Here is an 11,960-nt window from a genome sequence, read left to right on the forward strand (position 1 = left end):
GATCACGAACGGTAGTCGGCGTTGATGGACACGTATTCGTGCGAGAAGTCGCAGGTGTAGACGGTGTCGGACACCTGGCCGCGACCCAGCGCGATGCGCACCAGGATTTCGGCCTGCTTCATCACGCGCTGGCCGTCGGCTTCCTGGTAGTCGGGGTTGCGGCCGCCGTTCTTGGCGACCAGTACGTCGTCCAGCCACAGGCGGATGTTGGACACGTCCAGGTCGTCGATGCCGGCATAGCCCACCGCCGCCAGGATGCGGCCCAGGTTGGGGTCGGACGCGAAGAACGCGGTCTTGACCAGCGGCGAATGCGCCACGGCGTAGGCGACCTTGAGCGCTTCTTCGGTGCTGCCCGCTTCTTCGACGCGGATGGTCATGAACTTGGTGGCGCCTTCGGCGTCGCGCACGATCTTGGTGGCCAGCTCCAGCGCGGCGGCGGTCAGCGCTTCGCGGACGGCGGCGTAGGCGGCGTCCGATTCGCTATTGACGTTCACGCCCGACTTGCCGGTGGCGGCGATGATGAAGGAATCGTTGGTGGACGTGTCGCCATCGACCGTGATGCGGTTGAACGAGGCGTCGGCGATTTCGCCGGCCAGCTTGCGCAGCAGCGGCTGGGCGATGCCGGCGTCGGTGGCCAGGAAACTGAGCATGGTGGCCATGTTGGGACGGATCATGCCCGCGCCCTTGCTGATGCCGGTGAAGGTCACGGTCTTGCCGTCGATCTGCATCTTGGCCGACGAAATCTTGGGCAGCGTGTCGGTGGTCATGATGCCGTGCGCGGCGCTGGACCAGTGATCGGCCCCCAGGTTGGCGATGGCGCCCGGCAGGCCGGCGACCAGACGGTCCAGCGGCAGCGGCTCAAGAATGACGCCGGTGGAGAACGGCAGGATTTCGGAGGCGGGCACGCCCAGCAGCTTGCCCAGCGCGGCGCAGGTGTCCTGGGCTTTCTTCAAGCCTTCTTCGCCCGTGCCGGCGTTGGCATTGCCGGTATTGATGACCAGCGCGCTGATGGGACCGCCGGCGGCCAGATGGGCCTGGCAGACCTGGACGGGGGCGGCGCAGAAGCGGTTGCGCGTGAACACGCCCGCCACGCTCGTGCCTTCGGCCAGACGGAACACAGTCAGGTCGCGCCGGTTGGCTTTGCGGATGCCGGCCTCGGTGACGCCGATTTCAACGCCGGCTACAGGAAAAATTTCGGACTCGGAGGGGATCTGCAAATTAACGGCCATGACTTCGTCTCTTGAGTAGGCAGGACAAAATCGCCGCCAGGCTAGGCGGCGCGCGGGGGAAAGCTTCGTATTATCCCACCGGTTTACGGCAGGGGCGGGTCAGCGCGCTGTCAGGGGGCCATCCGCATGGCGGCCACGTCCAGCACGCCCGCTTCGCGATTGCTCAGGACGCTGCGCACCGTGCCGTCCGGGGCTTGCAGCACCGAGCTGCCGGCCCCGACATCCTCGCCGCCATTGCGGCGCGCGGAGCGCCCGCGCGACGGCGAAAACAAAAGGTCGCCCGGCTGGGCGCCGGGCAGGCGCGGATTGGCGGCCAGCACGCGGGTGCCGGGCGGGTAGGTCATGGCGCCCAGCGTGGTTTCGCGGGCCAAGAGGCCTTCGAAATCCAGCAGTCTGCGCTGGCTGTCCAGCCGCATGTCCACCTTCAGCAGCGGCATCTGCCGCAGGGCCAGCGCTTCGCTGCCTTCGGTGCGCAGCAGCCAGCGTGGCGCGTTACCGCCCGCAGCCGGCGCCGTACCGCGCGCGGCCTCGTCCACCTTGAGCCACGCGCCGGGCGGCACCGGCTGCTGGTCCAGCGTATTGCCCACCGCCAGGTGGCAGCTGGCGAACCGTGGCTGGCCGCCCTGCATCACGAATTCAAGCCGATGCCCGTGCGCGCACAACCAGCCTTCCTGCGCCTGGTCACGGGCGATTTCCACGGACAGCGTTTCGGCCTGCTTGGGGGTGGCGGCGTAGCGGAACAGCCGGGTGGCGGACACTCCCTGGATGGCGGCGGGCTGGGCATCGGGAAAGACGGCGCGGTCGAACGAGGCCAGGTCGCCGGGCTGGGTCAGGCTGAGGACGGTGCCCGCGGGCATGTCCACGCCAGCCAGCCGGGTGGCGTGGGCCAGCGTCGTCTTGCGGCCGGCGTCTGCCTCGGCGGCGCGCTGGGCGGAAAACCATGCGCCGAATTGCTGGTACGGGAAAATGGCGCCGACCAGCGCCAACAGGGTCATCAGAGTGGTGCCGATGCGGCGGTGGTCGCCCAGCCAGAGCCGCGCGCTGGGCGTGGTCGCCAACACGGCCAGCCAGGTCAGCAAGGTAGCCAGGCAGGCCAGCGAGGCCACCATCAGCACGTAGAAATTACCGCCAGGAAGGGAAACCGGAATCATGGCGGCAATTATGCGCCAAACCCGGCGCGGTTTTCAGCAGGCGGCAGGGGCGGTGGACGGGCTCAGGACTTGGCCGATTCCGAGCGGGTGGCCACGACCTGCAACTTGAGTTCGCCCAGCGCCTGGAACAGCGCATTGCGGGTGGACTCGGGCAGGTCGCCAAACATGGACTTGACCCAGGTTTCGTGGGCGCGCGCCATGCGGGCGAAACTTTTCTTGCCCTGCGGGGTGAGCTTGATGAGCGAGCTGCGGCGGTCGGACTCCACCTTGGTGCGCACCACCAGCCCTTCTTTTTCAAGCTGGTCGGTAATGCCGGTGATATTGCCGTTGGTGACCATCATGTGGCGCGACAGCTCGCCCATCTTCATGCCCTTGGGGGCGCGCTGCAATTGCGCCATCAGGTCGAAGCGGGGCAGGGTGGTGTCGAATTCGTTGCGCAGGCGGCTGCGGATTTCGCCTTCGATGAGATTGGCGCAGGTGAGCATGCGCAACCACAGGCGCAACGCGTGGTGGTCGTCGGGCGCGGCGCGGGATTCGAGATCAGGAGCGTCAGTCATCGGCGTTTTCTTGAGATTCGGCGAGATGTCGGGTACTGTCGCGCGTGCGTCGTACCGGGCGTGTCGTCGATGCGGTCATCGTTGATGGGCGGGTGATCAAGACGGGCAAGCTTAAGGTGTTGCTTATCAGGTGCTGCTTGGGCGGACACGCCGGGCTGGTAAAAACCCTAGTCTTGTTTTGAAGAATACTTTAAACCTAAACTATGAACCGCGCCAGCTTTCCCTAAGCTGCTTGACGGGGATAGTGGTGTGGCAGGCCACCCTCAATAAGAACACCCTCTGCGCGGGCTCGCGCACGGAGCACACCACCATGCGTTTGATCACTTCCCTCATCGCCGCCGCCGCGCTGGTTCCGGCCGTGGCCATGGCCGACGCCGTCAAGGTCGGCATCGCCAACGATATCTCCGGCCCGTTCTCGGCGCTGGGCGCCGAAGCCCGCGACGGCTTCAACCTGGCCATCAAGCAACTGGGCAGCAAGCTGGGCGGGCAGCCCGCCGAATTCGTGCAGACCGACATGGGCGGCAACCCGGATCAGGCCCGCCAACTGGTCACGCGCTACATCCAGCGCGAAAAAATCGACTTCTTCACGGGCCCCATCGGCTCGAACGTGGCGCTGGCCGTCGGCCCCGCCCTGTTCGCTGCCAAGGTCCCGTACCTGTCGAACAACCCGGGCCCCAGCCAGTTCGCCGGCGCCCAGTGCAACAACTACTGGTTCGGCACGTCCTACCAGAACGACGCCTTCCACGAAGCCGCCGGCAAGGTCGCGGCCGACCGTGGCTTCAAGAAGATGTTCATCATGGCCCCGGACTACCCGGCCGGCAAGGATGCGCTGACCGGCTTCAAGCGCGGCTACAAGACGGCGCCGGGCGACGAGCTCTACACCAAGCTGGGCCAGATCGACTACGCCGCTGAAATCGCGCAGATCCGCGCCGCCAAGCCGGACGCCGTCTACATCTTCCTGCCGGGCGGCATGGGCATCAACTTCGTCAAGCAGTTCGTGTCGGCGGGCCTGTCGCAAAGCGTCAAGCTGATCGGCCCGGGCTTTTCCGCCGACGAAGACGTGATCCAGGCCGTGGGCGAACCCATGCTGGGCATGTACAACACCGCGCAGTGGGCGCATGACCTGGACGTGCCGCAGAACAAGGTGTTCGTGGACGCCTTCCGCAAGGAATACAACGGCCGTTATCCGTCGGTCTACGCCGCCCAGGCCTACGACGTCATCATGGCCATGGACGCCGCCGTCAAGCAGGCCGGCGGCAAGGCCTCTGACCGCGAGGCCGTGATCCGCGCCCTGGAAAAGGCCGATTACCCGTCGGTACGCGGCAGCTTCACCTACGGCAAGAACCACTATCCGATCCAGGCCTACTACCTGCGCGTCATCGACAAGGATGGCAGCGGCCGCATCACCAACAAGCTGGTGGGCAAGGTGTTCGACAAGTACCAGGACGTCTACGTCGGCGATTGCAAGCTCTGAGGTAAGACGCCCGCGCTCGCGTCAGCCGCGATTTCCGGCCATGCCGGACGCGGCGGGCGCGTGCCGCCGTCCAATGTAGGTTCGAATCGCACGCGCACCGCTCGCAAGGTCCGCGGCAGGGGGAAGTGTTCATGACGTTTACGCTGATCGTCGAGCAATTGCTGAACGGTCTGCAGTTTGGGTTGATGTTGTTTTTGATCGCGGCCGGGCTGACCCTGGTTTTCGGCATCATGGACATCATGAATCTGGCTCACGGCTCGCTCTACATGGCCGGCGCCTATGTCGCCGCCGAAACCATGCAGCGCACAGGTTCATTCACCGCCGCCGTCCTGGTGGCGGCCGTCGCCACCGGTCTGGTCGGCGTCGTGCTGGAACTGACGCTTATCCGCAAGCTTGCGCTGCGCGACCATCTGGCCCAGGTGCTGGGCACCTACGCCGTCATCCTTATCGCCAATGACCTGGTCAAGATGATCTGGGGTCCGGCGCCCGTCATGCTCAACATGCCGGCCGTGCTGTCCGGCCCGGTGCGCCTGATGCCCGACCTGCTGTATCCCGCTTACCGCCTGATGATCATCGTGTTCGGCGTGGCCGCGGCCGCGGGCCTGTACTGGTTCGTCACGCGCACCCGCGCCGGCGTGCTGGTGCGAGCCGGCGCCTCCAACCGCCAGATGGCGACGTTGATGGGCGTGCGCGTGCCGCTGCTGTTCCTGGGCGTGTTCGTGCTGGGCGCGATGCTGGCCGCCGTGGCCGGCGCGCTGCTGGGGCCGATCACGTCAGTGCAGGTGGGCATGGGCGAGGAAATCCTGATCCTGGTGCTGGTGTGCATCGTCATCGGTGGCATCGGGTCGATTCGCGGCGCGTTTGTCGGCGCCTTGCTGGTGGGCATGGTGGACACGGCGGGGCGCGCCTTCCTGCCCATGCTGCTGCGCCAGGTCTTTTCTCCCGCCGTGGCTTCCAGTGTCGGTCCGACGCTGGCCGCCATCGCCATCTACGTACTGATGGCTGCCGTGCTGGTGTTCCGGCCTTCCGGCCTCTTTCCGGCGCGGGGTTGATGATGAAAAGCACAATCTGGACCGTGGTCCTGCTGGCGGCGCTTGCGGCCTTTCCGCTGGTGGCTCCCGCATTGGGCCTGGACTTCTACATTTCCTTCGTGCGCCGGGTACTTATCTACGCCTTGGCAGCGACCAGCCTGAATTTGATTCTTGGCTATGGCGGCATGGTGGCGCTGGGGCACGCGGCCTTCTTCGGCGCGGGCGCATACGTCGTGGGCATCCTGGCCATGTCGGGCATCACCTCGGCGCTGATCGTGTGGCCGGTGGCGATGCTGCTGGCGGCGGTGCTGGCGGCGATCACGGGGGCGATCTCGCTGCGCACGCGCGGCGTGTACTTCATCATGATCACGCTGGCGTTCGCGCAGATGCTGTTCTACATCTTCATTTCGCTGCGCCAGTATGGCGGGGAAGACGGGCTGAACCTGCCCGGCTATTCCACCTTGCCCGGCATCGATCTGGCCAATGACGTGAGCTTCTATTACCTGGTGCTGGCGCTGTTCGCGCTGCTGATGTGGGTGTTCAGCCGCGTGGTGTCCTCGCGCTTTGGCACCGCCTTGCAGGGCATCCGCGAAAACGAATCGCGCATGGAGTCCATGGGCTATCCGGTTTACCGCATCAAGCTCGTGGCCTTCACTCTGAGCGGCGCGGCGGCGGGCCTGGCGGGCGCGCTGCTGGCCAATCACAATCTGTTCATCTCGCCCAGCCTGATGCATTGGACCCAGTCGGCCAACCTGCTCATCATGGTGCTGGTGGGCGGCATCGGACTGCGCTGGGGCGGTGTGGCCGGCGCGGTGGTGATGCTGACGCTGGAAGAGATGCTGCGCCTGTGGACGGAATATTGGCATCTGCCGCTGGGCGTGCTGCTGCTGTGCGTGGTGTTCGGTGCGCCCCGCGGTCTGGTGGGCCTGTTCGGCCCGATGTTCGGCGGACGCGCCGCGGCCCAATCCGGCAAGGCGGGATCATGAGCCAGTCACCCAACTCCCATGCCAAGGCCGGTGCGCCTGCCTTGCAAGCCTCGGGCCTGGTGCGCCGCTTCGGCGCCCTGGTGGCGACCGACAACGTGTCGCTGTCCCTGAACCCGGGCGAAATCCATGCGCTGATCGGCCCCAACGGCGCCGGCAAATCAACGCTGATCCATCTGTTGTCGGGCACGCTGGCCGCCGATTCCGGAACGCTGACCGTGGGCGGGCGCGATGTGACCGGCCTGAACGCGCACCAGCGGGTCGCGGCCGGGCTGTCGCGTTCCTACCAGATCACCAATATCTTCAAGCAGTCCAGCGTGCTGGATAACCTGGTGCTGGCGGTGCAGGCGCACGCGGGCAGCAGCTTCCGCTTCTGGAAGCCGCGCGCCGCCGAGGCCGCGCTGTATGAACAGGCCCGCGAACTGGCGCGTGAATGCGCCATCGACGCCAGCCTGCTGGAGCGTCCGGCCGGCACCTTGCCGCACGGCGAGCAGCGCAAGGTGGAATTCGCGCTGGCCCTGGCCGCGCGTCCCAGCGTGCTGTTGCTGGACGAGCCCATGGCCGGCATGGGGCCGGACGAAACCGTGCGCCTGACCGAGCTGATCGAAAGCCTGCGCGGCCGCGCCGCGATGCTGCTGGTCGAGCACGACATGCAGGCGGTGTTCCGCCTGGCCGACCGCCTCTCGGTGCTGGTATATGGCCGCGTCATCGCCACCGGCACCCCTGACGAAATCCGCGCCAATCCCGAAGTGCGCCAAGCCTACCTGGGCGACGAGGAGACCGCATGATGCTGACCATTGAATCGGCCAAGAGCGGCTACGGCGCCAGCCAGGTGCTGTTCGGGGTGGACTTGCAGATCGGTGCGGGTCAGGTCGTTACGCTGCTGGGCCGCAACGGCATGGGCAAGACCACGCTCTTGCGGACCCTGTTCGGCCAACTGCCGCTGCGTGGCGGCAAGATCCACTTCGCGGGCCAGGACATCAGCGGCTGGAGCACCGATCGCATCGCGCGGGCCGGCGTGGCCATCGTGCCCGAAGGCCGCCAGTGCTTTCCGAACCTGACGGTGCGCGAACACCTGACCGCCTTCGTGGCCGGCCGCAATCCGGACATTGGCGAGCCCTGGACGCCGGACCGGGTCTTCGACCTGTTCCCGCGCCTGCGCGAGCGCGCGCGCAACATGGGCAACCAGCTTTCGGGCGGCGAGCAGCAGATGCTGGCCATCGGCCGCGCGCTGGTCACCAACCCGCGCCTCTTGATCCTGGACGAAGCGACCGAGGGCCTGGCGCCCAAGATCCGCGAAGAGATCTGGCACTGCCTGGCGCGCCTGCGCGAGGCGGGGCAGACGATCCTGGTCATCGACAAATATGTAGAAAGATTACTGAGCCTGGCGGACCAGCACGTCATCCTGGAACGCGGCAAAGTCGTCTGGACGGGCGACTCCGCCGCCCTGGATGCCGACCGTGGCCTCTGGGAACGGTACCTGGGCGTGTAGTAATAAAGCTGCACCGTGGCGGGTGAGCGTGACAAAAATTAGATATAAAACGCAATAAACCGCTATTTTTATTGCTGGGCTGAAACACAAGGTGTCTGGGTCGAATCCAGACGTATGCACCTGTTTCAATTGGTCCCGCTGTTCTCTACACTTGTCGCGCCAAGCCCATCTAGCGTGCCTACGGAGTGGGTACGCACGTTACGAACGTCACGTCTTATCAAGCTGTCAGGAAGACTTCGCATGGCGAAATGGGGTTTGCGCAAAAAATCATTGATGGCGCTGTTGCTGGCGTGCGTGGTCGCATTAGCGCCCGCCGCCGTCATCGGTTGGCTGGTGCTGGATGGGGTCAGGGACCATTTCGGGCGCGCCTTCGCCGACAACTTCACGCAGTTGAACCGCCAGCGCATCCTGGCGCCCGTGTCGCGCGAACTGGCCTTGTCCTTGCGGCTGGCCGACAGCGAGGTTACGCGCCGCTGGTTGCGTAACGAAGACGATCCGGCCGCACGCGAGCTGTTCTTTCGAGAGGCGGATGGCTATCGGCGCGACTTGCTGGGACGCGCCTATTTCATCGCCAGCGCCGCGTCCGGCCACTATTACTTCAACGACGATCAGCCGCTCTCCGAGACGCCGCGCTACACGCTCAGTCCGAGCGCGGCGGACGACGGCTGGTTCTACGCCACGCTGAAGTCGCCGGCCAAGTACAACATCAACGTCAACCCGGACCTGAAGCTCAAGACCACCAAGGTCTGGATCAACGTGCAGGTGCGCGACGGCGACAAGGTTGTCGGCCTGACGGGCGCCGGCCTGGACGTGGGCGGCTTCCTGCGCGAATTCGTCAATAGCGGCCAGCCTGGCGTCACCCCGATCATCGTCGACGAAGACGGCGCCATCCAGGCGCACATGAACCCCAAGCTGATCGCCTACAACTCGGGCGCGGGCGGCGGCTCTGCCGACAGCGGCCGGGTGTTCAGCCTGCTTCAAGAAGGTCCGGGCCGCGAAGAATTGCGCGCGGCCATGCACGCCGCGCAGGCCGATCCGCAATCGGTGCAGACCGCCTGGGTCGTCATGGACGGCACGCGCCAGCTGGTGTCGGTGGCCTATATGCCCGAACTGCACTGGCACGTGCTGACGGTGGTGGACCTGGGCGCGGCGCGCGTGCTGGACACCGGCTGGTTGTGGCCGGCCGCGATCGGCCTGGTGCTGCTGTTCGCCGCCATGCTGCTGTGCTTTGGCTTCGCCATCGAGCGGCTGATGCTGCGGCCCTTGCGCCGCCTCCAGCAATCCGCCCGCGCCATTGCCGATGGCAGCTACGACGTGCGCCTGCCCCCGGGTGGCCAGGACGAAATCGGCGACCTCAGCCGCGCGTTCGGCGTCATGGCCGACAAGGTCCGCCAGCACACCGCCGAATTGGAAAGCAAGGTGCGCGAACGCACGTCCGAACTGGAAGACGCCAACCGCGCCATGGCGGCCGCGCACAAGAAGATCGGCGACTCCATCGATTACGCCAGCCTGATCCAGCGCGCCATCCTGCCCGACCGCCAACTGACGCAATCGCTGGGCGCGCACCACTTCGTGCTGTGGAAGCCGCGCGACGTGGTGGGCGGCGACTTCTATGTATTCCGCTCCGATGGCGCCAACTGCCTCTTGGGCATCATGGATTGCGCGGGCCACGGCGTACCGGGCGCGTTGATGACGATGCTGGCGCGCGCGGCGATCGATCTGGCCATCACCGAGGTCGGTCCCAGCGATCCCGCGGGCGTGCTCACGCGCACCGACGGCGCCATCCGCGCGATGCTTGCGGATGCGCAATTGCCTCGCGCGCTGGCAACCAATACCGATGCGGGGCTGGTATATATTGACCGCCAGGCAGGACGCCTGCGCTACGCGGGCGCGAAGATCAGCCTGTACGCCAGCGATGGCGAGACGCTGCGCGAAATCCCGGGCGCCAAGCGCGCGCTGGGTGACAAGCGAGTGGGCGTGTATGAAAACATCGACATCCAACTGCAATCGGGTTGGACGTATTACCTGGCTACCGACGGGTTCCTGGACCAGGCCGGTGGCGAGCATGGATTTGGTTTCGGCAACACGCGTTTCGCGGAAATGCTCAAGAGACACGCGCAGCAGCCGTTAACCGAACAGGCGGCCGCGTTTTCGCAGGCGCTGGCGCAATACCAGGGTGGCCGTCCCCAGCGTGACGACATCACCCTGCTGTCTTTCCGTTTCGAATAAACGTTATCAGGGTGGTAACCCCTATGAATGCCTCCGATCTCTACGCGCTGGGTGAACGGTTCAACCAGAACCGGACCCTGCTCTGCTTTAACGGGCCGATCTCCCGCAGCCTGATCGAAGAAATCGGCAACGCGCTCAAGAACTACCTGAATGCGGAGCATGCGCGTCCGGCCGAAGCCATGGACGTCTTTTCGGTCTATATCGAAATGATCCAGAACATCCGCCAATACGCCGCCGCCAATGGCGACGCCGAAGCGTGCGCCACGGTGGTCATCGGCCGCCGCGACGAAAGCCGCTACGTGGTGTCGGCGGGCAATCGCGTCAAGTCCGAGGACGGCCATGCGCTGGTCGCCCGCATCTGTGAACTGGCCGCGCTGGACAAGGCGGCGCTCAAAGCCGAATACAAGGCGCAGCTGCACAAGCCGCGCGCCCAGGGCGTCGCCTCGGGCGCGGGCCTGGGCCTGATCGATATTGCGCGCCGCGCCGGCGCTCCGCTGGAAGCCAGCCTGACGCCCGCCGCGGGCGAGGGCTATGCGTTTTTCAGCCTGAGCGTGGTGATCTGAAGGCGCGGCGCGTCTCCAAGAATAATTTTCGGAGTATCTGATGAAAGACCTGAACATTCCCGGGACACAGTCCACGCCCGCCATCACCGCCGACGCCGCCGCCGGCGTGCTGGCGATGCGCGGCGACTCCTATCCCGAGAATTCCTTCGAGTTGTTCGGCCCCGTCATTGAATGGGTCGAAGCCTACCTGCTGGGCACGACCGCGCCGTTGAGCCTGGAACTGGAATTGCTGTATCTGAACACCAGCAGCATCAAATCCGTCATGGACATCTTCGATCTGATCGAAGCCGCCCATTGCAAGGGCCACCCGGTCAGCGTGACCTGGTTCTACGACAAGCGCAACGAGCGCGTCGGCGAGCTGGCCGAGGAATTCAAGGAAGACTGCACCTTTCCGTTTTCGGTGGTTGGCCGCGAATGAAGCCGGGCGCCGCCGAACTGGATCGCCGCATCACCGAATTGCTGGCGGACCCGTCTTATGCCGGGCACCCGCTGCGCGAGGCGCTTGAGGCCCTTTGGCGGCACACGGCCGAACAGATGGCGCGGATCGAGCGCGTGACCCAGTTGTCGGACGCCTTCCAGTCGATGGCCCACGAACGCGAGCTGGGCTTGTGCGACCAGTTCGACCGCCAACTGCGCCGCCTGACGCGCATTGCGCGCATATCCGATCACTACCAGAACATGATGCGCGACCTGAACGCGGCGCTTGAGGAAACCTCCAGCCGCGACCCGCTGACGGGCCTGTTGAACCGGCGCGCGCTGATGGACATGATCAAGCAGGAAGTCGAACGCGCCTCGCGCAGCGGCGAAAGCTTCATCGTCGCCATGCTGGACGTGGACCACTTCAAGGCGGTCAACGACCGCTATGGCCACGAAACCGGCGACCGCGCCCTGGTCGAGTTGGCCGGCGTATTGCGCCAGAGCCTGCGGGGCGGCGATCTGTGCGGCCGTTGGGGCGGCGAGGAATTCCTGGTGATGCTGCCCAATACGCAACCGGACGCCGCGCAAGGCGTGATGGATCGCCTGGTCGGCGCGGTGCGCGGGCTGGCGATCGCGGTGGGTGAAAACGATGTATTGAGGCTGACGGTCAGCATCGGCATGGCGCAGCACCAGCTGGGCGAAACTTTTTCGGAAACGTTAAGCCGTGCGGACCAGGCGCTGTATCTGGCCAAGCAGGACGGACGCGACCGCGTCGCTCTTGGTTTTTCGAAGCGCTGAATGAAACCGGAACTGCTGTTTTCCGGTATGGAGCCC

At 65.6% G+C, this 11,960-nt stretch carries 12 protein-coding genes; 9 read left to right on the forward strand and 3 right to left on the reverse strand.

Features of this window, described 5'->3' with window-relative positions; genetic code table 11:
- Positions 1-2: 2 nt before the first annotated feature.
- The 3 genes from argJ to API01S_RS18885 all read right to left on the reverse strand — a co-directional run bounded on the left by argJ (position 3) and on the right by API01S_RS18885 (position 2,937).
- Complete coding sequence (gene argJ / locus API01S_RS18875) at positions 3-1,229, reverse strand: bifunctional glutamate N-acetyltransferase/amino-acid acetyltransferase ArgJ (RefSeq protein WP_061305798.1); 1,227 nt, start codon at positions 1,227-1,229, stop codon at positions 3-5.
- A gap of 110 nt (positions 1,230-1,339) precedes the next feature.
- Entirely contained in the window at positions 1,340-2,380 is a 1,041-nt protein-coding gene (locus API01S_RS18880; RefSeq protein WP_006217206.1) for a hypothetical protein, read from the reverse strand.
- Between the two features lie 62 nt (positions 2,381-2,442).
- The gene (locus API01S_RS18885) at positions 2,443-2,937 is read right to left on the reverse strand and encodes a MarR family winged helix-turn-helix transcriptional regulator (protein ID WP_006217208.1); all 495 of its coding nucleotides are present in this window, start codon (positions 2,935-2,937) and stop codon (positions 2,443-2,445) included.
- 310 nt (positions 2,938-3,247) lie between these two features.
- On the opposite strand from API01S_RS18885, the gene API01S_RS18890 reads away from it, so the two are divergent.
- The 9 genes from API01S_RS18890 (at position 3,248) to siaD (ending at position 11,924) form a co-directional block, all read left to right on the forward strand.
- Positions 3,248-4,411 carry an ABC transporter substrate-binding protein gene (locus API01S_RS18890; RefSeq protein WP_039882700.1) on the forward strand — a complete coding sequence of 388 codons (1,164 nt, stop codon included), beginning with the start codon at positions 3,248-3,250 and terminating at the stop codon, positions 4,409-4,411.
- Between the two features lie 131 nt (positions 4,412-4,542).
- Positions 4,543-5,463: a branched-chain amino acid ABC transporter permease gene (locus API01S_RS18895; RefSeq protein WP_006217211.1), complete on the forward strand. Its 921-nt coding sequence runs from the start codon at positions 4,543-4,545 to the stop codon at positions 5,461-5,463.
- Positions 5,463-6,428, forward strand: a complete 966-nt coding sequence (locus API01S_RS18900; RefSeq protein ID WP_061305800.1) for a branched-chain amino acid ABC transporter permease — start codon at positions 5,463-5,465, stop codon at positions 6,426-6,428. Before API01S_RS18895 ends, API01S_RS18900 begins: the two co-directional genes overlap by 1 nt.
- Entirely contained in the window at positions 6,425-7,213 is a 789-nt protein-coding gene (locus API01S_RS18905) for an ABC transporter ATP-binding protein (RefSeq protein ID WP_006217213.1), read from the forward strand. The genes API01S_RS18900 and API01S_RS18905 overlap by 4 nt, the downstream gene beginning before the upstream one ends.
- A complete protein-coding gene (locus tag API01S_RS18910; protein ID WP_050730617.1) occupies positions 7,213-7,917 on the forward strand; it encodes an ABC transporter ATP-binding protein in 705 nt (234 codons plus the stop codon). Before API01S_RS18905 ends, API01S_RS18910 begins: the two co-directional genes overlap by 1 nt.
- Before the next feature lie 240 nt (positions 7,918-8,157).
- On the forward strand, positions 8,158-10,146 hold the full coding sequence (gene siaA, locus API01S_RS18915; protein ID WP_217481085.1) for a biofilm regulation protein phosphatase SiaA: 1,989 nt from the start codon (positions 8,158-8,160) through the stop codon (positions 10,144-10,146).
- Positions 10,147-10,169: 23 nt separating this feature from the next.
- Entirely contained in the window at positions 10,170-10,709 is a 540-nt protein-coding gene (siaB, locus tag API01S_RS18920) for a biofilm regulation protein kinase SiaB (protein WP_061305802.1), read from the forward strand.
- Between the two features lie 40 nt (positions 10,710-10,749).
- Entirely contained in the window at positions 10,750-11,127 is a 378-nt protein-coding gene (gene siaC / locus API01S_RS18925; RefSeq protein WP_050730599.1) for a biofilm regulation phosphoprotein SiaC, read from the forward strand.
- A complete protein-coding gene (gene siaD / locus API01S_RS18930) occupies positions 11,124-11,924 on the forward strand; it encodes a biofilm regulation diguanylate cyclase SiaD (protein ID WP_006217221.1) in 801 nt (266 codons plus the stop codon). The genes siaC and siaD overlap by 4 nt, the downstream gene beginning before the upstream one ends.
- Positions 11,925-11,960: the final 36 nt, after the last annotated feature.

This window comes from Achromobacter piechaudii NBRC 102461, assembly GCF_001571245.1.
Lineage (GTDB): Bacteria > Pseudomonadota > Gammaproteobacteria > Burkholderiales > Burkholderiaceae_B > Achromobacter > Achromobacter piechaudii.

Coding starts and splice junctions, on each gene's coding strand:
- API01S_RS18900 (WP_061305800.1), top strand. CDS start 5,463: ATGATGAAAAGCACAATCTGGACCGTGGTCCTGCTGGCGGCGCTTGCG.
- argJ (WP_061305798.1), bottom strand. CDS start 1,229: ATGGCCGTTAATTTGCAGATCCCCTCCGAGTCCGAAATTTTTCCTGTA.
- siaD (WP_006217221.1), top strand. CDS start 11,124: ATGAAGCCGGGCGCCGCCGAACTGGATCGCCGCATCACCGAATTGCTG.
- API01S_RS18885 (WP_006217208.1), bottom strand. CDS start 2,937: ATGACTGACGCTCCTGATCTCGAATCCCGCGCCGCGCCCGACGACCAC.
- API01S_RS18890 (WP_039882700.1), top strand. CDS start 3,248: ATGCGTTTGATCACTTCCCTCATCGCCGCCGCCGCGCTGGTTCCGGCC.
- siaB (WP_061305802.1), top strand. CDS start 10,170: ATGAATGCCTCCGATCTCTACGCGCTGGGTGAACGGTTCAACCAGAAC.
- API01S_RS18910 (WP_050730617.1), top strand. CDS start 7,213: ATGCTGACCATTGAATCGGCCAAGAGCGGCTACGGCGCCAGCCAGGTG.
- API01S_RS18895 (WP_006217211.1), top strand. CDS start 4,543: ATGACGTTTACGCTGATCGTCGAGCAATTGCTGAACGGTCTGCAGTTT.
- siaA (WP_217481085.1), top strand. CDS start 8,158: ATGGCGAAATGGGGTTTGCGCAAAAAATCATTGATGGCGCTGTTGCTG.
- siaC (WP_050730599.1), top strand. CDS start 10,750: ATGAAAGACCTGAACATTCCCGGGACACAGTCCACGCCCGCCATCACC.
- API01S_RS18880 (WP_006217206.1), bottom strand. CDS start 2,380: ATGATTCCGGTTTCCCTTCCTGGCGGTAATTTCTACGTGCTGATGGTG.
- API01S_RS18905 (WP_006217213.1), top strand. CDS start 6,425: ATGAGCCAGTCACCCAACTCCCATGCCAAGGCCGGTGCGCCTGCCTTG.